The sequence below is a fragment of the Micromonospora craterilacus genome (assembly GCF_003236315.1).
GTDB lineage: Bacteria > Actinomycetota > Actinomycetes > Mycobacteriales > Micromonosporaceae > Micromonospora > Micromonospora craterilacus.
Genome location: NZ_POTY01000034.1, coordinates 1 through 20,404, shown reverse-complemented (window position 1 = coordinate 20,404; position 20,404 = coordinate 1). Strand labels below are relative to the sequence as shown.

Genomic DNA, 20,404 nt, shown 5'->3' with positions numbered 1-20,404 from the left:
CGTGCGAATTTCCTCCGGGTTTGAGGGAAAAGCGCGGCAGAAAAGGCGATTAGCGCCATTCTGGGAGGGTCCTGCCGGCTCCTGCGGGGAGAGCTGATGACCCGGGCGATCCTGCCGAAAGTGTTCACCGTCCTGCTGTCCGGCGCGCTGGCCGGCCTGGTACTGGCGACGGCGGCGCTGCCGGCCGCGCTGGTGTTCGGCATCGGCTTCGCGTCGCTCTCCGGGCCGTACGCGGAGCTGCCCAGCACGCTGCGTACGCCACCGACGGCCCAGCGGTCCAACCTGTACGCCAACGACGGCACCACCCTGATCACGTCCTTCTACCAGGAGGACCGGGTGGACGTGCCGCTGGACGACGTGGCGCCGGTGATGCGGCAGGCGATCATCGCCGCCGAGGACATCCGGTTCCACGAACACCGGGGGGTGGACCTCCGGGGTGTGGTGCGGGCCTTCGCCGTCAACCAGGGTGCCGGCTCCACCCGACAGGGTGCGTCCACGTTGACCATGCAGTACGTCCGTAACGTGCTGAGCACCGACCCTCGGCTGAGCGAGGCGCAACGGGCCGCGGCCACCGAGGTGAACCCCGCCCGCAAGATTCAGGAGATGCGCTACGCGCTGGCGCTGGAGCGGGAGCTGACCAAGGACCAGATCCTGACCCGGTACCTCAACATCGCCTACTTCGGGGCCGGGGCGTACGGCATCGCCGCCGCCAGCAAGCGTTACTTCTCCACCTCCCCGGCCGACCTCACGTTGGCCCAGGCGGCGTTGCTGGCCGGGCTGGTCCGGTCCCCGAACACCGACGACCCGATCAACGGGGACGCGGACGCCGCCACGGCCCGCCGCGCGTACGTGCTGGACCGGATGGTCGAGTCGGGTCAGGTCGCCCCGGAGGCGGCGGCCGGCGCCAAGGCCGAGCCGCTGGACCTGCGCCCGCACGAGACCCCGAACGACTGCACGGCGGTGCCCGAGGGGCACAACGACTGGGGCTTCTTCTGCGACTGGTTCACCCGCTGGTGGAACGACCAGCAGGCCTTCGGCGGCAGCGTCGACGAACGGCAGCGCACCCTGCGCCGGGGCGGCTTCAGCATCGTCACCTCACTCGACCCGGCCGTGCAGGAGGCCACCACCGAGCAGGTCCAGCGGATCTACTCCGTCAAGAACCGGTTCGCCGCGCCGACCGCCGTGGTCCAGCCGGGCACCGGGCGGGTCCTCGCCATGTCGGTCAACCGCGTCTACAGCGTGGCGGCCAACCCGCCTCGGCAGAAGAACCACCCGAACACCGTCAACCAACTCGTCGCCGGGGGCGGCACGATCGTCGGGTACCAGGCCGGGTCCACGTTCAAGCTCTTCACCATGCTGGCCGCCCTGGAGGCCGGGCTGCCGCTGCGGACCCAGTTCGACGCCCCGTCGCGGATCGTCACCGACTACAAGGTCAGCGGGAACGCGAGCTGCGGCGGCTACTGGTGCCCGGCGAACGCCAGCACGTCGATGAGCGGCGAGCACGACATGTGGACGGCGTTCGGCCGCTCGGTCAACACGTACTTCGTCTGGCTGACCGAGCGGATCGGCGCGGACCGGGTGGTGGAGATGGCCGAGCGGCTCGGCATCGTGCTGCGGGCCGAGGACGACGCGCTGCTGGCCCGGCACGGCGCACGCGAGTGGGGGCCATTCACCCTGGGCGTGGCCGCCACCACCCCGCTGGACCTGGCCGGCGCGTACGCCACAGTGGCGGCCGAGGGGACCTGGTGCGCGCCCACTCCGATCACCTCGATCACCGACGCGGCCGGCCGGCGGGTGACCGCCGGGCAGCCGGACTGCCGGCAGGTGCTCGACGTCGACGTGGCCCGTGCGGCGGCGGACGCGGCCCGCTGCCCGGTCGGCGACCAGTCCATGTACCACGCCTGCGACGGCGGCACGGCGACCCGACTGCGCGGCCAGCTCGGCCGGCCGGTGGCCGGCAAGACCGGCAGCTCCGAGGGGTACGCCACGGAGACCGTGGTGGCCTTCACCCCGCAGTTGGCGGTCGCCATGATGGCGGCCAATCCCGACGAGCCCCAGGACGGGGTCGGCGCGAAGGTGCAGGCCGACATGGTGGAGGCGGTGGCGGAGACGCTCGCCTTCGGCCTGCGGGACCAGCCGGTACGCGACTTCGTGCCGCCCAGCGAGCGGACCGCGTACCGGGTCGGCGGGGACCGCTCCGGCAACTGAGCCTCACCGTGGCGGCTGGGCCTCCGCGGCGAACTGCTCGGCGCCCTCGGCGATGTTGCGGGCCATCCCGCCGAAGACCAGCGCGTGGAACGGCGCCACCGCGGCCCAGTACGCGTGCCCGGCCAGCCCCCGCGGCAGGAACACCGCCCGCTGCCGGTACTGGACCTGCCCGGCACCGTCCCGCCGCACCTGCATCTCCAGCCAGGCCCGGCCGGGCAGCCGCATCTCGGCGCGCAGCCGCAGCAGCTCGCCCGGCACGATCTCCTCCACCCGCCAGAAGTCCAGCGCCTCGCCCACCCGCAGGTGGTGCGGGTGGCGCCGGCCGCGGCGCAGCCCCACCCCGCCGACCAGCCGGTCCAGCCAGCCCCGCACCGACCAGGCCAGCGGGAACGAGTACCAGCCGTGCTCGCCACCGACGCCCTCGATCACCCGCCAGAGCGCCTCCGGTGACGCCGCCACCGCCCGTTCGCGCAGGTCGGTGTAGGCCGTGCCGCCGCTCCAGTCGGGATCGCTGGGCAGCGGCTCGGCCGGTGCGTCCGGGCCGGCCGCGGTCGACCAGCGGGTCTCCACCTCCGCGTCGCGTACCCGGGTCAGGGCCAGCTCGACCGCCCGGTCGAAGCCGGTCAGCCCGCCCGGTGGGTCCGGCAGGTACGCCGCGATGTCGTGCTCGTGCGCGACCGCCTCGTGCACCAGGCTGGCCACCAGCGGCCGGGCGAGCGCGTTGGGTACCGGGGTGACCAACCCGACCCAGTACGAGGAGAGCGCGGGCGTCAGCGGACGGACGGGCACGAGCAGCCGGCGGGACAGCCCGGCCACCCGGGCGTAGCGTTGCATCATCTCGCCGAAGGTGAGCACGTCCGGGCCGGCGATGTCGAAGCCGCGGTTGACCTCCGGCGGCAGGCCCGCGCAGCCGACCAGGTAGCGCAGCACGTCGTCGACCGCGATCGGCTGGATCCGGTTGGCGACCCAGCGCGGGGTGACCATCACCGGCAGCCGCTCGGTCAGGTGCCGCAGCATCTCGAACGACGCGGAGCCCGAGCCGATGATCACCGCCGCCCTCAGGACCACCGTCGGCACGCCGCTGTCCAGCAGGATCCGCCCCACCTCGCTGCGGGAGCGCAGGTGCGCCGAGGTGGCCGCGTCGCCGGCCGCCAGCTCCGGCCCACCCAGGTAGACGATCCGGCGTACGCCCGCGGCGTGGGCCGCCGCCGCGAAGGCCGTGGCGGCCCGCCGGTCGGCGGCCTCGAAGCCGGGCTGCCCGAGCGAGTGCACCAGGTAGTACGCCACGTCGACGCCGTCGAACACCCCGGTCAGGGTTTCCGGTCGGCTCAGGTCACCCTCGATCACCTCGACCCGGGACACCCACGGCACGTCGCGGAGCCGGCCGGCCCGGCGGGCCAGGCAGCGCACCTCGTTTCCCTCGGCCAGCAGGCGGGGCGCAAGCCGCCCACCGATGTAACCGGTCGCGCCGGTGACCAGGCATCTCATGGTCTCCAGTCTGGGGCCGCCTAGACTCTGGCGCTGTGGAGACCGCTAAGGGCACCTTCTGGGGGCCGGACTTCGAGCAGCTCAGCACCACCGACCCGGAAATCGCGGAGGTGGTGCTCGGCGAACTCGACCGGCTGCGCGGCGGCCTGCAACTGATCGCCAGCGAGAACCTCACCTCGCCGGCGGTGCTGGCCGCGCTGGGTTCGACGCTGACCAACAAGTACGCCGAGGGCTACCCGGGGCGGCGCTACTACGGTGGCTGCGCGCAGGTGGACCGGGCCGAGGAGATCGGCATCGCCCGGGCGAAGGAGTTGTTCGGCGCCGAGCACGCCAACCTCCAGCCGCATTCCGGAGCGAGCGCCAACCTGGCCGCGTACGCCGCGCTGGTGCAGCCGGGCGACACCGTGCTGGCGATGGAACTGCCGCACGGCGGGCACCTGACCCACGGCAGCCGGGTGAACTTCTCCGGCCGGTGGTTCCAGACCGTCGGCTACACCGTCCGGCGGGACACCGAGCTGATCGACTACGACGAGGTACGTGACCTGGCCCGTACCCACCGGCCCAAGATGATCATCTGTGGCGCGACGGCGTACCCGCGGCTGATCGACTTCGCCCGGTTCCGGGAGGTCGCCGACGAGGTCGGCGCGTACCTGATGGTGGACGCCGCGCACTTCATCGGGCTGGTCGCCGGGCAGGCCATCCCGTCGCCGGTGCCGTACGCCGACGTGGTCTGCGCCACCACCCACAAGGTGCTGCGCGGTCCGCGCGGCGGCATGATCCTCTGCCGCGAGTCACTGGCCGAGCGGATCGACAAGGCGGTCTTCCCGTTCACCCAGGGGGGCCCGCTGATGCATGCCGTGGCGGCCAAGGCCGTCGCGTTGCGCGAGGCGGCGCAGCCGGAGTACCGGACGTACGCCGCGCAGGTGGTGGCCAACGCGCGGGCGCTCGCCGACGGGCTGGCGGCCGAGGGGATGCGCCCGGTCTCCGGTGGCACGGACACCCACCTGGCCCTGATCGACCTGCGGGATCTCGGGGTGACCGGGGCCGAGGCCGAGGCGCGGTGCGACGTGGCGACGATCACGCTGAACAAGAACGCCATTCCGTACGACCCGCAGAAGCCGATGGTCGCCTCGGGAATCCGGGTGGGCACGCCGAGTATCACCACACAGGGTCTGGGGGAGGCGCAGATGCGTCAGGTCGCGGAGCTGATCGGCCGGGCGGTGCGAACCGATCCGGCGGCCCCGGGCGGGGCCGACGAGTTGACCCGGATCGCCGCCGACGTGGCCGAGCTGGTCGCCGACTTCCCGGCGTACCCCCGATGACCGCGCCCCGCGCCGGTGAGCCCGGCGTACCCCCGATGTCCGCGCCTCGTGCGGGGGAGCCCGGCGCCATCCGGGCCCGCCTGCCGCATCTGCGCCTGCCGCTGCTCGCTTGCGCCGTGCTGGCCGTGGTCGGGGTACCGGCGGCCGCCCTGCTGCGTGGCCCGACCGGCGCGGCCGGGGTGGCCGCCGGGATCGCCCTGGTCATCGTCAGCTACCTGATCTCCAGCCTCTCGGTGGCCTGGGCCGACGCGGTGCACCCGAAGTTGATCATGTCGGTGGGGCTGCTCACCTACGTCACGAAGATCGTCTTCCTGGGTGTGGCGCTGGCGGCCGTGGCGGCCACCGGTTGGTCGGGATTGCCGGACATGGGCGTGTCGATCATCGCGGCCGTGGTGGTATGGACCGGAGCCCACCTGACCTGGGCGTTGCGCTCCCCGCTGCCCACCGTGGACCGCTCGGCGGAGCACTGACCGTACGGCTGGCGTTTCCCGGGCGTTTCATCCTCCTGTTCTGCTGGCCGTTCAGGAGTAGGCTGACCCCGGCTTGACGCGCCCGTACCCGCCGCCCGCACGCTGCTCGCAGTGTGGGGGGTGCCGCACACTCGCGGCACACCCGGCTGATAGTGTTCGCCTCGTCATGGCCGACAACCCTCACCCCGGAAGCTCCGACGAGCACTCGTCGGAAGGCGTTGCCGGAGCCGTCATCGGCTACCTGCTCGCCGGCATCGTGGTGTGGGGATTCCTCGGCTGGTTGGCGGGGGAACTCCTCGGCTTTCCGACCGGCATCGGGATCGGTGTGGGCATGATGCTCGGCGCAGCCGGAGCGATCTACCTGATCATGAAGAGGCTCGGTGCCTGAGTTCCGGCACGCGCGGGTCTGTCGAGTGCGGAGGATGACACGGTGAGCGGACAGTTGATCGCCGCTGAGGGCCTTCCCTGGCCTCCCAGGGTCGAAGATTTCTACCCGCCGGACCTGGCCGGCCCGTGGGTCACCAAGTTCACCCTCATGATCTGGCTGGCTGTCGGACTCCTGATCATCTTCTTCATGGCCACCTACCGGAACCCGAAGCTGGTGCCGAGCAAGGGCCAGTGGATGGCGGAGTCGCTCTACGGCCTGGTGCGGGACAACATCGTCCGCGAGCAGATGGGCAACGCCGGCATCCGGTTCGCGCCCTACTTCACCGTGCTGTTCGCCTTCATCGCGCTGACGAACCTCTTCGGCATCGTGCCCGGCCTGCAGATCTCGCCGAACTCGCACATCGCCTTCCCGATCGTGCTGACCGCGATCACCTACGTGATGTACCTCTACATCGGCGTCCGCAAGCACGGCCTGGGCCGCTACCTCAAGCAGAACCTGATCATCCCCGGCGTGCCGTGGCCGATGCACTTCCTGCTGATCCCGATCGAGTTCCTGCAGAACTTCATCAACCGGCCGGTCACCCTGGCGGTGCGACTCTTCGCGAACATGTTCGCCGGTCACCTGATCCTGCTGGTGTTCACCGTCGGCGGCTTCGTCATGCTCGCCTCGGACAACGTCTTCATCCAGGTGACGTCGGTCTTCTCGTTCCTGATGGCGATCCTGATGGCCTTCTTCGAGGTGCTGGTCGCGCTGCTGCAGGCGTACGTCTTCGTCACCCTGTCCGCCAACTACGTCGGCAGCTCGCTCGCCGCCGAGCACTGATCCACGCAGACCCGGCGGGCCGCCCGGCCCGACAAAGCTTCCGGTAAGACCGCGTACGCGTGAGACCTCACGCGTCTACTAGGAGGAATACCCGCAATGACTGCACTTGCCGCCATCGAGGGCAGCGTCAACACCATCGGCTACGGCCTCGCCGCCATCGGCCCCGGTATCGGTGTCGCCCTGATCTTCGCGGCCTACATCCAGGCCAGCGCCCGCCAGCCGGAGTCCGCCGGCTACAACCGCACCTGGCTGGTCCTGGGCTTCGCGCTGGTCGAGGCGCTTGCGCTGTTCGGCCTGGTGCTTGCCTTCGCCGTCGGCGGCTGACGCGCCACACTCCTCGACCTGGAGGTCTGACATGTTCATCGCCGCCGAAGGCGTGGAGCACCACCCGCTCGTGCCGATCTGGCAGGAGCTGGTCATCGGGTCGATCGCCTTCGCCCTGCTCTGCTTCGTCCTGCTGAAGTTCGTCATGCCGCGCATGGAGGCGATGTACCAGGCGCGGGTCGACGCGATCGAGGGCGGCCTCAAGCGTGCCGAGGCTGCTCAGGCCGAGGCCAACCAGCTGCTCGAGCAGTACCGCGCCCAGCTCGCCGAGGTGCGTACCGAGGCCGCTCGGATCCGGGACGACGCCCGCGCCGACGCCGAGTCGATCCGTACCGACATCCTGGCCAAGGCCCGGGAGGAGTCCGACCGGATCATCGCCGCCGGCCGGGAGTCGCTGGCCGTGGAGCGCCAGACCACCGTGCGCGAGCTGCGCGCGGAGGTCGGCGGCCTCGCGGTCGACCTGGCCAGCCGGATCGTGGGCGAGTCGCTCGCCGACGAGGCCCGCCGCAAGGGCACCGTCGAGCGGTTCCTCACCGATCTCGAGAGCGCGGGGGCCCGCTGATGCAGGCCGCCAGCCGGGAGTCCTACACCGCCGCCCACACGCGGCTGGAGGAGTACGTCCGGGGTGCCGAGCCGTCGGCGGTGGCCACCACCGGCGGCGAGCTGCTCGCCGTGGCGGATCTGCTGCGGCGCGAGGTCCGGCTGCGCCGGGCGCTCTCCGACCCGGCCCGTGAGGGTGCGGATCGGAGCGGGCTGCTGACCGGGGTGCTCTCCGGCAAGGTCGGCGCGGACGCGCTCGACCTGCTCGGCACGCTGGTCGCCGGCCGGTGGTCGGCGCCCTCGGAACTGCTCGAGGGTGCCGAGCGGCTGGGCGTGCAGGCCCTGCTCGCCAGCGCCGACCGGGCCGGCGAGCTCGGCGAGGTGGAGGACGAGCTGTTCCGCTTCGGCCAGGTGGTCGCCGCGGATTCCCAGCTGTCCAACGCCCTGTCCGACCCGATCGCGTCGGTGGCCCAGCGGGCCGAGCTGGTCGGGATGCTCCTTTCGGACAAGGCCCGGCCGGTGACGGTGCGGCTGGTGGAGGCGGCCCTGGCCGGCTTCGGCGGCCGGTCGTTCTCCGCCGCGCTGACCCGGTTGGTGGAGCTGGCGGCGGAGCGGCGCGACCGGCAGGTCGCGTACGTGACCGTCGCGGCACCGCTCACCGAGGACGAGGAACGCCGGCTGGGTGACCAGCTCTCGGCCATCTACGGCCGGGCGGTCGCCGTGAAGCTTACGGTTGACCCGACGATCCTCGGCGGAGCGAGCGTCCGGGTGGGTTCGGACCTGTACGACGGGACGATCCTGCGCCGCCTCAACGAGACCCGTAACGCGCTCGCGAAGCGCTGACCAGCACCCCGCGAAGCGCCCGGAATGACAGTCGACCCAAGGACCGGTCGGTACTAGGTATCCCGGGCCCCTGATACTTAAGGAAGCAGAGGATGGCCGAGCTGACCATCTCGACGGAGGAGATCCGCGGCGCCCTGGAGCGCTACGTCTCCTCCTACTCGCCCGACGTCTCCCGCGAGGAGGTCGGCACCGTCGCTGACACCGGTGACGGCATCGCCCACGTCGAGGGCCTGCCCTCGACCATGACCAACGAGCTGCTGGAGTTCGAGGACGGCACGCTCGGCGTGGCGCTGAACCTCGACGTCCGGGAGATCGGTGTCGTCGTCCTCGGCGACTACTCCGGTCTTGAAGAGGGGCAGCGCGTCAAGCGCACCGGCCGGGTGCTCTCGGTGCCCATCGGTGACGCCTTCCTGGGTCGCGTGGTCAACGCGCTCGGCCAGCCGATCGACGGCCTCGGCGACATCGCCGACGAGGGCTACCGGGAGCTCGAGCTCCAGGCCCCGAACGTGATGGCGCGGCAGTCCGTCTCCGAGCCGATGCAGACCGGCATCAAGGCCATCGACGCGATGACCCCGATCGGTCGGGGCCAGCGGCAGCTGATCATCGGTGACCGCAAGACCGGCAAGACCACGGTCGCCCTGGACACCATCCTCAACCAGCGGGAGAACTGGGCCTCCGGCGACCCGAAGAAGCAGGTCCGCTGCATCTACGTCGCCATCGGCCAGAAGGCCTCCACGATCGCCTCCATCAAGGGCCAGCTGGAGGAGGCGGGCGCGATGGAGTACACCACCATCGTCGCCTCGCCGGCTTCCGACCCGGCCGGCTTCAAGTACCTCGCTCCGTACACCGGCTCGTCGATCGGCCAGCACTGGATGTACGGCGGCAAGCACGTTCTGATCGTCTTCGACGACCTGAGCAAGCAGGCCGAGGCGTACCGGGCCGTGTCGCTCCTGCTGCGTCGCCCGCCGGGCCGCGAGGCGTACCCGGGTGACGTCTTCTACCTGCACTCCCGCCTGCTGGAGCGCTGCGCGAAGCTCTCCGACGAGATGGGCGGCGGCTCGATGACCGGTCTGCCGATCATCGAGACGAAGGCCAACGACATCTCGGCCTTCATCCCGACCAACGTCATCTCCATCACCGACGGCCAGATCTTCCTGGAGACCGACCTGTTCAACCAGGGCGTCCGGCCGGCCATCAACGTCGGCACCTCGGTCTCCCGGGTCGGCGGCGCGGCCCAGGTGAAGCCGATGAAGAAGGTCTCCGGCTCGCTGCGGCTGAACCTGGCCCAGTTCCGTGAGCTGGAGGCGTTCGCCGCCTTCGCCTCGGACCTGGACAAGGCCTCCCGGGCTCAGCTGGACCGCGGTGCCCGCCTGGTGGAGCTGCTCAAGCAGCCGAACTACTCGCCGTACCCGGTGCAGGACGAGGTCGTCTCGGTCTGGGCCGGCACCGAGGGCAAGCTGGACGACGTCCCGGTCGGCGAGGTACGGCGCTTCGAGACGCAGTTCCTGGAGCACCTGCGGCGCAAGCACAACGCCACGCTGCAGGCGATCGCCGACAACAAGTGGGACGACGACATCATCGCTGTCCTCGAGTCGGCCGTGACGGAGTTCAAGCAGGGCTTCCTCGGTCGTGAGGACGAGCGCACGATCAACGAGGCGCCGGCAGCGCCGCTGGAGGGCGAGGCCGAGCACGAGACGGTCACCCGCTACAGCGGCGGGGCCCCGGCCCAGAAGCAGTAGGGCCGGGCCATGGCGGCGCAGGTACGTGTTCTTCGTCAACGGATCCGCTCGGCGAAGGGGATGAAGAAGATCACCAAGGCGATGGAGCTCGTGGCGACGAGCCGGATCGCCAAGGCCCAGGCGCGGGTGGCGGCGTCCCTGCCGTACGCCCGGGCCATCACCGGCGTGCTCACGGCGCTGGCGTCCAACGCGCGGATCGACCACCCGATGCTCACCCCGCGCGAGCGGGTGCGCCGGGCGGGTGTGCTGCTGGTGACCGCCGACCGTGGTCTGGCCGGCGGTTACAGCTCCAACGCCATCCGGACGGCGGAGTCGCTGATCGCCCGGCTCCAGGCCGACGGCAAGGAGCCGGTGCTCTACGTCATCGGGCGCAAGGGCGTGTCGTTCTACCGGTTCCGCAACCGGCCGATCGAGGCCAGCTGGACGGGGTTCTCGGAGCAGCCGTCGTTCGCCGACGCCCGCGAGGTGGGTGAGACGCTGATCAAGGCGTTCACCGCCGGCGCGGACGACGTCGACGGCGATGCCGGCGAGGACGGCGTGCTCGGGGTGGACGAGCTGCACATCGTCTACACCGAGTTCAAGTCCCTGATGACGCAGACTCCGGTCACCCGGATCATCGGGCCGTTGCAGGTCGAGGAGCGGCCCCGGTCGGAGGCGGCTCCGGGCGTGCTGCCGGACTACGACTTCGAGCCGGACCCCGAGGCGCTGCTCGACGCGCTGCTGCCGAAGTACATCAACACGCGGATCTACGCGGCGTTGCTGGAGTCGGCGGCGAGCGAGTCGGCGGCCCGGCGGCGGGCGATGAAGAGCGCCACGGACAACGCCGAAGAGATGATCGACAAGTACACGCGTGAGATGAACTCGGCCCGCCAGGCCGGGATCACCCAGGAGATCAGCGAGATCGTCGGCGGCGCGAACGCGCTGGCCGCGTCGGGAAGTGAAGTGTGATGACTGCCCCAGTAGAGACCAAGACGGCCACGGGTCGCGTGGTCCGGGTCATCGGCCCGGTCGTCGACGCCGAGTTCCCGCGCGACGCCATGCCGGACCTGTTCAACTCCCTGCACGTCGACGTGACCCTGTCCGGCGGTGAGAAGACGCTGACCCTGGAGGTCGCCCAGCACCTGGGTGACAACCTGGTCCGGGCGATCTCGATGCAGCCCACCGACGGTCTGGTCCGTGGTGCCGAGGTGCGCGACACCGGCGGCCCGATCAAGGTGCCGGTTGGCGACGGGGTCAAGGGCCACGTCTTCAACGCGATCGGCGAGTGCCTCAACCTCACCGAGGGCGAGACCATCCAGGCCGACGACCACTGGGGCATCCACCGCAAGGCGCCCGCCTTCGCGGACCTGGAGCCGAAGACCGAGATGCTGGAGACCGGCATCAAGGTCATCGACCTGCTCGCCCCGTACGTCAAGGGCGGCAAGATCGGCCTGTTCGGCGGTGCCGGCGTGGGCAAGACGGTGCTCATCCAGGAGATGATCACCCGGGTTGCCAAGAACTTCGGTGGTACCTCGGTCTTCGCCGGCGTGGGTGAGCGCACCCGCGAGGGCAACGACCTGATCCACGAGATGACCGACTCCGGCGTCATCGACAAGACCGCGCTGGTCTACGGCCAGATGGACGAGCCGCCGGGCACCCGGCTGCGGGTCGCCCTCTCCGCGCTGACCATGGCGGAGTACTTCCGCGACGTGCAGAAGCAGGAGGTGCTGCTCTTCATCGACAACATCTTCCGCTTCACGCAGGCCGGTTCCGAGGTCTCCACCCTGCTGGGCCGGATGCCCAGCGCGGTGGGTTACCAGCCGACCCTGGCCGACGAGATGGGTGAGCTGCAGGAGCGGATCACCTCCGTCCGGGGCCAGGCCATCACCTCCATGCAGGCGATCTACGTGCCGGCGGACGACTACACCGACCCCGCCCCGGCCACCACGTTCGCCCACCTGGACGCGACCACCAACCTGGAGCGGTCGATCTCCGACAAGGGCATCTACCCGGCGGTGGACCCGCTGGCGTCCTCGTCCCGGATCCTGGCCCCCGACTTCGTCGGCCAGGAGCACTTCCAGGTGGCCAGCGAGGTGAAGCGGATCCTGCAGCGTTACAAGGACCTGCAGGACATCATCGCCATCCTCGGTATCGAGGAGCTCTCCGAGGAAGACAAGATCACGGTCCAGCGGGCCCGGCGGATCGAGCGCTTCCTGTCGCAGAACACCTACGCGGCGGAGCAGTTCACCGGCGTACCCGGCTCGACGGTCCCGATCAAGGAGACCATCGAGGCGTTCCGGAAGATCAGCGAGGGCGAGTACGACCACTTCCCCGAGCAGGCGTTCTTCATGTGCGGTGGGCTCGACGACCTGGAGAAGAAGGCCGCCGAGCTGATGAAGGGCTGACCCTTCGAGCCGAACGAAAGAAGGCCGTCCCGGTAACTCCGGGGCGGCCTTCTGTTCATCTTCGGGACGTATCATCGCCGCTGCCCGATTCCCCGGGTCGGCGATGTTGCCGTCCGCGAGATACCGTCTAGCCACGCTCATGCGCCGATGAGCGGCACATCGACTTCAACCATTCGCTACGCACGTCCGTATCTCCCAGCGGGCGTGACGAACGGAGACGCACGTGAGCAAGGCCGGCAGGGGCGGCAAGCGCGGCAAGCGCAGTGGTAAATCGTCGATGTGGAAGGGCGTGCCCGGCTGGGCCCGGTTCTGCACCATCTTCGGCGTGGTTCTGATGATGCTCAGCGGGACATCGCTGGTCGGCGCCGAGGCGCTGATGGCCCGCTACGAGGGCGCGATCGGCAAGGCGGATCTCTTCGGCGACGAGGCGGCCGGCGCCGGCGCCGGCAAGAGCGACATCAAGGGCCCGCTCAACATCCTGCTGGTCGGCATCGACCCACGAGACGAGAACACTCCGCCGCTGTCCGATGCGATCATGGTCCTGCACGTGCCGAAGGGGATGGACCGGGCGTACCTCTTCTCCCTGCCGCGTGACCTCGTCGTCGACATCCCGGCGTTCCCCAAGGCGGAGTTCAACGGCTCCACCACCAAGCTGAACGCCGCGATGTCCTTCGGCAGCCGGGTGCCCGGCGGGAAGCCGGACGCGGCACGAGGCTTCGAACTGCTCGCCATCACCGCGCAGCGTGTCACCGGGATCGAGCGCTTCGATGCCGGGGCGATCATCAACTTCTCCGGCTTCCAGAAGATCGTCGACGCCATGGGCGGCGTCACCATGAACATCGAGCGGGAGGTCCGCTCCGAGCACCGGGAGCCGGACGGCAAGCACCGCAAGGGCAACCCCAACGGCAAGGGCTACATCGGGCCGCAGGCGGTCTACCCGAAGGGCAAGCAGCACCTTGAGGGCTGGCAGGCGCTGGACTACGTCCGCCAGCGCTACCCTTCGAGCGGTGTCCCCGACGGCGACTACGGCCGGCAGCGGCACCAGCAGCAGTTCGTCAAGGCGATGGCCAGCCAGGCGTTCAGCGCCGACGTGGTGACCAACCCGGTGAAGCTGGACAAGGTGCTCCGGGCGGCGGGCGAGTCGCTGATCTTCAACGGCCGGGGCCACAGCGTGGTCGACTTCGGTCTCGCGCTCAAGGACATCCGCCCCGGCAACATCCAGATGATCAAGCTGCCGGGCGGCGGTGTCAACAACGAGAACGGCAAGTACCGCGGCGAGAAGTTCGTGCCCGAGGTGGACGAGTTCTTCGTGGCCCTGGAGAAGGAACTGCTGGATCCGTTCCTGCTCGAACACCCCAAATTCGTGAACAAGGGCTGATCGTGGCGCAGGTCTCGGCACCCGCATGAAGAACATGACCAGGGCGGGACTAGACTTTCCCCAATTCGCCGCCTCAGCAAGGAGACAGCGTGGCAGAGCAGCTTAACGTCCAGCTCGTGGCCGTCGAGGAGAAGGTCTGGTCCGGCAAGGCCGAGATGGTCATGGCCCGGACGACCGAGGGTGAGCTGGGTGTGCTGCCGGGGCACGCGCCCCTGCTCGGCCAGCTCGCCGAGCCCGGCCAGGTACGCATCAAGCTCGCCGGTGGCGAGCAGCTCGCCTACGAGGTGGCCGGCGGATTCCTGTCGGTGAGCGAGCAGGGTGTCACCGTGCTGGCCGAGACCGCGACCCCGGCCTCCGCCGCTCAGAGCAGCTGAGTCGACCCGCCGATGGAGATCGTCGAAGGGATCGGAATCGGCATCGCCGTGATCCTCGGCGCGATCCTGTTCCTCTTTGTTCGGCGGGCCATCGTCACCCGTAGCGGAGGCATCATCCGGCTCAGCGTCCGGACCTCCACCATGCTCGACGGCCGCGGCTGGTCGCCCGGCTTCGGCCGGTTTCTCGGCGACGAACTCCGCTGGTACCGGATGTTCAGTTTCGCGGTACGCCCGCGGCGGGTGTTGTCCCGCGACGGGCTGACCGTGGAGCGACGGCGCCTGCCGGAAGGGCAGGAACGGATGTCCATGCCGGCCGACTGGATCATCCTCCGGTGTACCAGCCGACACGCTCCGGTCGAGATCGCCATGGCACGATCCACCGTCACCGGATTCCTCTCCTGGCTCGAGGCCGCCCCTCCGGGGGCGGTCTCGCCGCGTGTGGCCTCCCAGGACTGGCCTGCTGCCTGACTTTTCGCGGGTCTGCCGGGGGTCTGTCTCTCCGGGTGGTTCCTGGTTTTCCCGGTGGTTTCTGTTGTCGGGTGGTCCCTGTTGTCGGGTGTGGCCCGCCGAGGGTGAGTGACGCCCGGCGAGGTGGGTGTGCGGGGCCCGGAATGATGGTGGGCCGGCGGTCGTTACAGATGGTCCCGGCGCCGTGAAGAGGCTCCGCCCCACGCGCCGGATCCCCAGTACTTCCCCTTGTCTTCTGAGCGCCTGACGGTGCCCGCGTGCACGGCCCGACCCCCATGGGTGTGTGTGCGCCAACCCCCGAATGGAGCTTTGTCATGAACACGATCTTCCGTAAGACCGTTCTCGGTATTGCTGGTCTGGCCTTCACCGGTGGTGTGTTCGCCGGTCCGATCGCCGCTCACGCCGACCCCGGCCCGGTCACCGGCAACCTGGTTGCTGCCGTACAGGCCGACAAGCCGGACAGCGCCAAGCTGATCCCGCACGGTGTGCAGGGCGCGCAGTCGAAGATCGACCTGAACGGCGAGCAGGTCTCGAACGCGAAGGCGATCATCGCCGCGACCAAGAAGGCGGGCCTGCCCGAGCGGGCGGCGGTGGTGTCGATCGCGACCAGCCTGCAGGAGTCGAAGCTGGAGAACCTGGGCCACCTCGGTGACCTCAACGACCATGACTCGCTGGGCCTGTTCCAGCAGCGGCCGTCGAGCGGTTGGGGTAGCCCGGAGCAGATCACCGACCCCGAGTACTCGACCCTGGCCTTCCTCAAGGGCCTCAAGCAGGTTGACGGCTGGCAGGACATGCCGCTGACCGACGCCGCCCAGACGGTGCAGGTCTCGGCCTACCCGGACGCCTACGCCCAGTGGGAGCAGCAGGCCGCCGACCTGGTCAGCCAGTACTGGAACAGCTGACAACCGCACAAAGCAGAGCCGCTGGCCGGCACCCGACAAAGGGTGCCGGCCAGCGCCGTCTCCACAACCACCCAGGCAAGCCGAACAGCCGCGCAAGCCGGCCAGCAGCCCCAAGCCAGAAACAACTGCCTGAGCGGTTGCGCGGCACCCGACCACGACGGGCTGGGGGCGACCGTGCCCGGCGGAGGGATCAAGCCTGACCGCCCGGAGCCGGCCGGGCTGCCCGGAAACCCCCACCGCAAGGACCCAGAAACAGAGCGTCAGAGGTTCCGCTCGTACACCATGCGCAGCCCGATCAGCGTGATCATCGGCTCGTGGTGGGTGATCGTCCGGCACTCGTTGAGCACCAGCGACGCCAACCCGCCGGTGGCGATCACCGCCTTCAGCTCGCCCAGTTCGGCGGCCATCCGCTCGACGATCCGGTCCACCTGCCCGGCGAAGCCGAAGTAGAGCCCCGCCTGGAGGCACTCGACGGTGTTCTTACCGATCACCGAGCGCGGCTTGGTCGCCTCGACCTTGCGCAGCTGAGCGGCGCGGGCGGCGAGCGCGTCGAAGGAGATCTCGATGCCCGGCGCGAACGCCCCGCCGAGGAACTCACCCCGGCCGCTGATCACGTCGAAGTTGGTGGTGGTGCCGAAGTCGACCACGATCGACGGCCCGCCGTAGAGGGTGTACGCGGCCAGCGTGTTGACCACCCGGTCGGCGCCGACCTCCTTCGGGTTGTCGATGGCCAGTTGCACTCCGGTGCGTACCCCGGGCTCCACGATCACGCTCGGCAGTTCCCCGTAGTAACGGGTCAGCATGGTCCGCAACGAGCGCAGGGCGGCCGGGACGGTCGAGCAGGCCGCGACACCGGTGATCTCGACGGCATCCCCGGCGAGCAGCCCCCGGAACATCAGGCCCAGTTCGTCGGCGGTCGAGCGGGCGTCGGTCTTGATCCGCCAGGAGTGCACCAGCTTGTCGCCGTCGAAGGTCGCCAGCACGGTGTTGGTGTTCCCGATGTCGATGCAGAGCAGCACGCACGCAGCCTAGACGGGTTCACTCCGTACGCAGGTCCAGGGCGATGTCCAGGATCGGCGAGGAGTGGGTGAGCGCGCCGACCGAGAGGAAGTCGACGCCGGTGGCGCCCACCTCGGCGGCGTCGGCGAGGGTCAGCCCGCCGGTCGCCTCCAGCTCGGCCCGGTCGCCGACGGCCGCCACCACGGCGGCGAGCACCGACGGCGGCATGTTGTCCAGCAGGAGGAACTTCGCGCCGGCCTCCACCGCCTCCACCGCCTCGGTGAGCGTGTCCACCTCGACCTGCACCGGCACGTCCGGGAACGCCTCCCGGACCCGCCGGTAGGCGGGCGTGATTCCGCCTGCGGCGTACTTGTGGTTGTCCTTGATCATGGCGACGTCGTGCAGGCCCATCCGCTTGTTCGTGCCGCCGCCGGCGCGGACCGCGTACTTCTCCAGGGCGCGCATTCCCGGGGTGGTCTTGCGGGTGTCCAGGACCATCGCCTTGCTGCCGGCCAGGGCGTCCGCCCAGGCCCGGGTGTGGGTGGCCACGCCGGACATCCGGCAGAGCAGGTTGAGTGCGGTCCGTTCGGCGGTGAGCAGCACTCGGCTGGGGCCGGTCACCGTGGCCAGCACGTCGCCGCGGGCCACCCGGTCGCCGTCGCGGGCCACCAGCGACACCTCGACGGTACGGCCCGCCCCGGTCACCTCGGCGGCCAGCTCGAACACGGCGGCGGCGACGGCCAGCCCGGCGACCACCCCGCCGGCCCGGGCCACCAGGTCGGCGGTGTCGGTCTGCGCGGCCGGGATGGTCGCCACGCTGGTGACGTCGAGTGCGTCCGGGCCGAGGTCCTCGGCCAGTGCGTTCTCGATGATCCCGCGCACCTGGTCCGGGTCCAGCCCGACCTCGCGCAGCATCCGCTCCGTATCAACCATCAGGTTTCCTCCCACCGAGTGGTCAACCGGCCCTGCGTGCCGATCGCGCCGACCAGGTGGCCGTGCCACCGCTCGTCGGCCGATCCGAAGTCCTCCCGCCAGTGGCAGCCCCGGGTCTCCTGGCGGGCGTACGCGGCGGCGACCAGCGTGGCCGCGACCGTGATCAGGTTGGTCGCCTCCCAGTCGGCGGTACGGGGGGTGCCGCGACCGGTGCTCAGGTCGACCAGTTCGGTGGCGGTCGCGGTGAGCGACGCGGCCGACCGGAGCACTCCGGCGCCACGGGTCATGGCCCGCTGCAACGCCGGCGTCACCGCGGCCGGTACCACCCAGCCGGTACCGCCGCGCCAGGCTCCGGTGTCCGCCGGGCGCGCCTGCTCGGGCAGGCCGGACGCGATGTGGTCGGCGATCCGCCGGGAGAACACCAGCCCTTCCAGCAGCGAGTTGCTGGCCAGCCGGTTCGCACCGTGTACGCCGGTGCAGGCGACCTCGCCGCAGGCGTACAGGCCGGGGATGGAGGTCCGGCCGTGCAGGTCGGTACGGACCCCGCCGGAGGCGTAGTGCGCGGCCGGCGCAACCGGGATCAGGTCGGTGCCCGGGTCGACCCCGATGGCCAGGCAGGAGGCGACGATGGTGGGGAAGCGGCGGGCCAGGAAGTCGCCGCCGAGGTGGCGGGCGTCCAGGTAGACATGGTCGTCGCCGGTGGCCAGCAGCACCCGGTGGATGCCCTTGGCCACCACGTCCCGGGGCGCCAACTCGGCCAGTTCGTGCTGGCCGAGCATGAACCGCTTGCCGTCGGCGTCCACCAGGTGCGCACCCTCGCCCCGCAACGCCTCGGAAACCAGCGGCTGCTGGGCGTGGCCGGCGCCGGTCAGGCGAGCCTGCTCCGACACGATCAGCGCGGTCGGGTGGAACTGCACGAACTCCACGTCGGTGACCGCCGCCCCGGCGCGCATGGCCAGTGCGACACCGTCGCCGGTGGAGACCGCCGGGTTGGTGGTCGCCGCGAAGATCTGGCCCATCCCGCCGGTGGCCAGCACGACCGCCCGGGCCAGGATGGCGCCGACGCCGTCCTCGCTGCCCTCACCGAGGACGTGCAGGGTGATACCGCACGCCGGGCCGAGCCCGTCCGGGCCGTCGCCGGGTGCGCGGAGCAGGTCCAGCACCAGCGCGTGCTCGACCAGCCGGATCCACGGGTCGCGGCGGACCGCCTCGTGCAGCGCCCGCTGCACCTCCGCACCGGTCGCGTCGCCACCGGCGTGCACGATCCGGTCGGCGCGGTGCCCACCCTCCCGGGTGAGCATCAGTGAGCCGTCGGGATTGCGGTCGAACTCGGCGCCGATGCGCATCAGCTCGCGCAGCCGGGTCGGCCCCTCCTCCACCAGGACGCGCACCGCCGCCGGGTCGCACAGGCCCACCCCGGCGATCTCGGTGTCGGAGGCGTGCATCGCCGGCGTGTCCGCCGGATCGAGCACCGCGGCGATGCCGCCCTGCGCCCAGCGCGTCGACCCCTCGTCGATGTTGACCTTGGTGACCACGGTGACGTGCAGGCCCGCCTCGCGCAGGTGCAGCGCGGCGGTCAGCCCGGCCACCCCGGAGCCGACCACGATCACGTCGGTGGTCTCCACCCAGCCGGGCGCCGGAGCGGCCAGCAGGCTCGGCAGTGCCGGCAGGCCGACGGTCGGTAGCTCCATACCCACAGTCAACCCGAGCGCTGCTCAGCTCGGGCGGCGGGGGCGGGACGAGTGGTTCCGGCTACTTCGTCCGCACCGGCAGGCCGGCCGGGCCGACGCCCTTGAGCGACCCGGTCACGGCGCGGTCGGCGAGCCACAGGTAGCAGCGGACGCCCCGATCCCCGGCCCGCCACCGGCCGGCACCGGGTGGGCGGACCACCATGTCGCTGCGGAAGGCCAGGTCGCCGTCGTCCGGCAGGCTGGCGAACCGGGCGAGCACGGAACGGCAGCCGTCGTAGACCGGCGCCCATTCGGCGCTCCCCGACGGGTACGGGCGGTCGGGGGCCTGCCACACCCCGGCGAACTCGGCGTCGTGGCGCTCGGCGCAGTCCACCGGCCGCAGGGTCTCCACCACCCCGCCCCGGCCGGCACGTGTCTGCTGGCACCCCAGCCGCAGCGGCGACGGCGCCCGGAGGGCGTCGCGCAGGGAGCCGGTACGCAGCACGACCGTGGCCGCCGCCTCGGCCGTGCTGACCTCCATCAGGTCACAGCGGTACCACCGCGAGCCGGCCGCCCAGCCCGGCCCGGACGGCACCGCGACCGCCAGCCGGATCCGGCCGGCCCGCCAGTTGTCACCGACGTAGCCGTTAGCCCGGTTGTCGCAGTCGGCGAACGCCGTGCGTAGTTCGGCCGACGCGATCGGTGGTGGCTCACTCCGTCCGTCGGGAAAAGCACCGACATGTACGGTTTCCACCCGGTGCGGCGCGGCACAGTCCACCGGGGTGTATGCCGCGACGGGCACCGCGTCGGCGAAGTCGGCCTCGTGGCAGACCTCGGCAGCCGGGGTGAACGGACCGGGCGGCGGCAGCGCCACCCAGTCGTCGACCAGGTCGCCGTCGAGCCCGCCGGGTGCGCCGCAGCCCACCAGCAGCGCAGCCATGGCGAAGGCCGCGATCAGGCTTCTCGTCGCACGCTGCAGCACGCCGCCTCCCCCAGCCAGCGGCCGTCCACCGACGGCGCTACCAGCGTAACCAGAAATGACCATCCGGTAACAGACCGGATTCACGGCGCACTGGTCGCGGGGCGGTGGGGAGATGTTAAAAAGGGGCCCGTTAACCACGCGAGGCGATAAGAAGGGGCCCTTCCTTACAC

General features: G+C 70.7%; 20 protein-coding genes. 15 read left to right on the top strand and 5 right to left on the bottom strand.

Annotated features, from left to right (window positions below; genetic code table 11):
• The first annotated feature begins 96 nt into the window (after positions 1-96).
• A complete protein-coding gene (locus C1I95_RS08300; protein ID WP_111213197.1) occupies positions 97-2,208 on the top strand; it encodes a transglycosylase domain-containing protein in 2,112 nt (703 codons plus the stop codon).
• Between the two features lie 3 nt (positions 2,209-2,211).
• Here the strand turns inward: C1I95_RS08300 and C1I95_RS08295 are convergent, their stop codons facing one another.
• Positions 2,212-3,696 carry an SDR family oxidoreductase gene (locus tag C1I95_RS08295; RefSeq protein WP_111213196.1) on the bottom strand — a complete coding sequence of 495 codons (1,485 nt, stop codon included), beginning with the start codon at positions 3,694-3,696 and terminating at the stop codon, positions 2,212-2,214.
• Between the two features lie 35 nt (positions 3,697-3,731).
• Between C1I95_RS08295 and glyA the strand changes: the two genes are divergently transcribed.
• From glyA to C1I95_RS08225, 14 genes are all read left to right on the top strand, one after another.
• Complete coding sequence (gene glyA, locus C1I95_RS08290; protein WP_111213195.1) at positions 3,732-5,018, top strand: serine hydroxymethyltransferase; 1,287 nt, start codon at positions 3,732-3,734, stop codon at positions 5,016-5,018.
• Entirely contained in the window at positions 5,015-5,488 is a 474-nt protein-coding gene (locus C1I95_RS08285) for a Cg1360 family ATP-synthase-associated protein (RefSeq protein ID WP_111213194.1), read from the top strand. The genes glyA and C1I95_RS08285 overlap by 4 nt, the downstream gene beginning before the upstream one ends.
• Positions 5,489-5,654: 166 nt before the next feature.
• Positions 5,655-5,876 (top strand): cell division FtsX domain-containing protein, encoded by a 222-nt coding sequence (locus C1I95_RS08280; protein ID WP_111213193.1) that lies wholly within the window; start codon positions 5,655-5,657, stop codon positions 5,874-5,876.
• Positions 5,877-5,918: 42 nt separating this feature from the next.
• The gene (gene atpB, locus C1I95_RS08275) at positions 5,919-6,698 is read left to right on the top strand and encodes a F0F1 ATP synthase subunit A (RefSeq protein WP_111213192.1); all 780 of its coding nucleotides are present in this window, start codon (positions 5,919-5,921) and stop codon (positions 6,696-6,698) included.
• 96 nt (positions 6,699-6,794) lie between these two features.
• Positions 6,795-7,022 (top strand): ATP synthase F0 subunit C, encoded by a 228-nt coding sequence (gene atpE, locus C1I95_RS08270; RefSeq protein WP_111213191.1) that lies wholly within the window; start codon positions 6,795-6,797, stop codon positions 7,020-7,022.
• A 31-nt stretch (positions 7,023-7,053) separates the two neighbouring features.
• Positions 7,054-7,584: a F0F1 ATP synthase subunit B gene (locus tag C1I95_RS08265; RefSeq protein WP_111213190.1), complete on the top strand. Its 531-nt coding sequence runs from the start codon at positions 7,054-7,056 to the stop codon at positions 7,582-7,584.
• Positions 7,584-8,405 (top strand): F0F1 ATP synthase subunit delta, encoded by an 822-nt coding sequence (locus C1I95_RS08260; RefSeq protein ID WP_111213189.1) that lies wholly within the window; start codon positions 7,584-7,586, stop codon positions 8,403-8,405. Before C1I95_RS08265 ends, C1I95_RS08260 begins: the two co-directional genes overlap by 1 nt.
• 92 nt (positions 8,406-8,497) lie before the next feature.
• Positions 8,498-10,144, top strand: coding sequence for a F0F1 ATP synthase subunit alpha (gene atpA / locus C1I95_RS08255; protein ID WP_111213188.1), 1,647 nt, complete (start codon positions 8,498-8,500; stop codon positions 10,142-10,144).
• Between the two features lie 9 nt (positions 10,145-10,153).
• Positions 10,154-11,092 carry a F0F1 ATP synthase subunit gamma gene (locus C1I95_RS08250; RefSeq protein ID WP_111213187.1) on the top strand — a complete coding sequence of 313 codons (939 nt, stop codon included), beginning with the start codon at positions 10,154-10,156 and terminating at the stop codon, positions 11,090-11,092.
• On the top strand, positions 11,092-12,528 hold the full coding sequence (gene atpD, locus C1I95_RS08245; protein WP_111213186.1) for a F0F1 ATP synthase subunit beta: 1,437 nt from the start codon (positions 11,092-11,094) through the stop codon (positions 12,526-12,528). The genes C1I95_RS08250 and atpD overlap by 1 nt, the downstream gene beginning before the upstream one ends.
• 277 nt (positions 12,529-12,805) lie before the next feature.
• On the top strand, positions 12,806-13,906 hold the full coding sequence (locus tag C1I95_RS08240; protein WP_111213185.1) for an LCP family protein: 1,101 nt from the start codon (positions 12,806-12,808) through the stop codon (positions 13,904-13,906).
• A gap of 89 nt (positions 13,907-13,995) precedes the next feature.
• Positions 13,996-14,280, top strand: coding sequence for a F0F1 ATP synthase subunit epsilon (locus C1I95_RS08235; protein ID WP_111213184.1), 285 nt, complete (start codon positions 13,996-13,998; stop codon positions 14,278-14,280).
• Positions 14,281-14,292: 12 nt separating this feature from the next.
• A complete protein-coding gene (locus tag C1I95_RS08230) occupies positions 14,293-14,748 on the top strand; it encodes a DUF2550 domain-containing protein (protein ID WP_111213183.1) in 456 nt (151 codons plus the stop codon).
• Between the two features lie 314 nt (positions 14,749-15,062).
• Positions 15,063-15,650 carry a hypothetical protein gene (locus tag C1I95_RS08225; protein WP_111213182.1) on the top strand — a complete coding sequence of 196 codons (588 nt, stop codon included), beginning with the start codon at positions 15,063-15,065 and terminating at the stop codon, positions 15,648-15,650.
• Positions 15,651-15,910: 260 nt separating this feature from the next.
• Here C1I95_RS08225 and C1I95_RS08220 read toward each other — a convergent pair whose 3' ends face one another.
• The 4 genes from C1I95_RS08220 to C1I95_RS08205 all read right to left on the bottom strand — a co-directional run bounded on the left by C1I95_RS08220 (position 15,911) and on the right by C1I95_RS08205 (position 20,192).
• Positions 15,911-16,669 (bottom strand): type III pantothenate kinase, encoded by a 759-nt coding sequence (locus C1I95_RS08220; protein WP_111213181.1) that lies wholly within the window; start codon positions 16,667-16,669, stop codon positions 15,911-15,913.
• 19 nt (positions 16,670-16,688) lie between these two features.
• Positions 16,689-17,582: a carboxylating nicotinate-nucleotide diphosphorylase gene (gene nadC / locus C1I95_RS08215; RefSeq protein ID WP_438941294.1), complete on the bottom strand. Its 894-nt coding sequence runs from the start codon at positions 17,580-17,582 to the stop codon at positions 16,689-16,691.
• Complete coding sequence (locus C1I95_RS08210) at positions 17,582-19,273, bottom strand: L-aspartate oxidase (protein WP_111213180.1); 1,692 nt, start codon at positions 19,271-19,273, stop codon at positions 17,582-17,584. The genes nadC and C1I95_RS08210 overlap by 1 nt, the downstream gene beginning before the upstream one ends.
• 61 nt (positions 19,274-19,334) lie before the next feature.
• Positions 19,335-20,192, bottom strand: coding sequence for a septum formation family protein (locus C1I95_RS08205; protein ID WP_111213206.1), 858 nt, complete (start codon positions 20,190-20,192; stop codon positions 19,335-19,337).
• Positions 20,193-20,404: the final 212 nt, after the last annotated feature.

Excerpts from the sequence above, each read along its gene's own strand:
- C1I95_RS08300 (WP_111213197.1), top strand. The coding sequence starts at position 97 with ATGACCCGGGCGATCCTGCCGAAAGTGTTCACCGTCCTGCTGTCCGGC.
- C1I95_RS08295 (WP_111213196.1), bottom strand. The coding sequence starts at position 3,696 with ATGAGATGCCTGGTCACCGGCGCGACCGGTTACATCGGTGGGCGGCTT.
- C1I95_RS08285 (WP_111213194.1), top strand. The coding sequence starts at position 5,015 with ATGACCGCGCCCCGCGCCGGTGAGCCCGGCGTACCCCCGATGTCCGCG.
- C1I95_RS08280 (WP_111213193.1), top strand. The coding sequence starts at position 5,655 with ATGGCCGACAACCCTCACCCCGGAAGCTCCGACGAGCACTCGTCGGAA.
- atpE (WP_111213191.1), top strand. The coding sequence starts at position 6,795 with ATGACTGCACTTGCCGCCATCGAGGGCAGCGTCAACACCATCGGCTAC.
- C1I95_RS08265 (WP_111213190.1), top strand. The coding sequence starts at position 7,054 with ATGTTCATCGCCGCCGAAGGCGTGGAGCACCACCCGCTCGTGCCGATC.
- C1I95_RS08260 (WP_111213189.1), top strand. The coding sequence starts at position 7,584 with ATGCAGGCCGCCAGCCGGGAGTCCTACACCGCCGCCCACACGCGGCTG.
- atpA (WP_111213188.1), top strand. The coding sequence starts at position 8,498 with ATGGCCGAGCTGACCATCTCGACGGAGGAGATCCGCGGCGCCCTGGAG.
- C1I95_RS08250 (WP_111213187.1), top strand. The coding sequence starts at position 10,154 with ATGGCGGCGCAGGTACGTGTTCTTCGTCAACGGATCCGCTCGGCGAAG.
- atpD (WP_111213186.1), top strand. The coding sequence starts at position 11,092 with ATGACTGCCCCAGTAGAGACCAAGACGGCCACGGGTCGCGTGGTCCGG.
- C1I95_RS08240 (WP_111213185.1), top strand. The coding sequence starts at position 12,806 with ATGTGGAAGGGCGTGCCCGGCTGGGCCCGGTTCTGCACCATCTTCGGC.
- C1I95_RS08230 (WP_111213183.1), top strand. The coding sequence starts at position 14,293 with ATGGAGATCGTCGAAGGGATCGGAATCGGCATCGCCGTGATCCTCGGC.
- C1I95_RS08225 (WP_111213182.1), top strand. The coding sequence starts at position 15,063 with ATGAACACGATCTTCCGTAAGACCGTTCTCGGTATTGCTGGTCTGGCC.
- nadC (WP_438941294.1), bottom strand. The coding sequence starts at position 17,582 with ATGGTTGATACGGAGCGGATGCTGCGCGAGGTCGGGCTGGACCCGGAC.
- C1I95_RS08210 (WP_111213180.1), bottom strand. The coding sequence starts at position 19,273 with ATGGAGCTACCGACCGTCGGCCTGCCGGCACTGCCGAGCCTGCTGGCC.
- C1I95_RS08205 (WP_111213206.1), bottom strand. The coding sequence starts at position 20,192 with ATGGCTGCGCTGCTGGTGGGCTGCGGCGCACCCGGCGGGCTCGACGGC.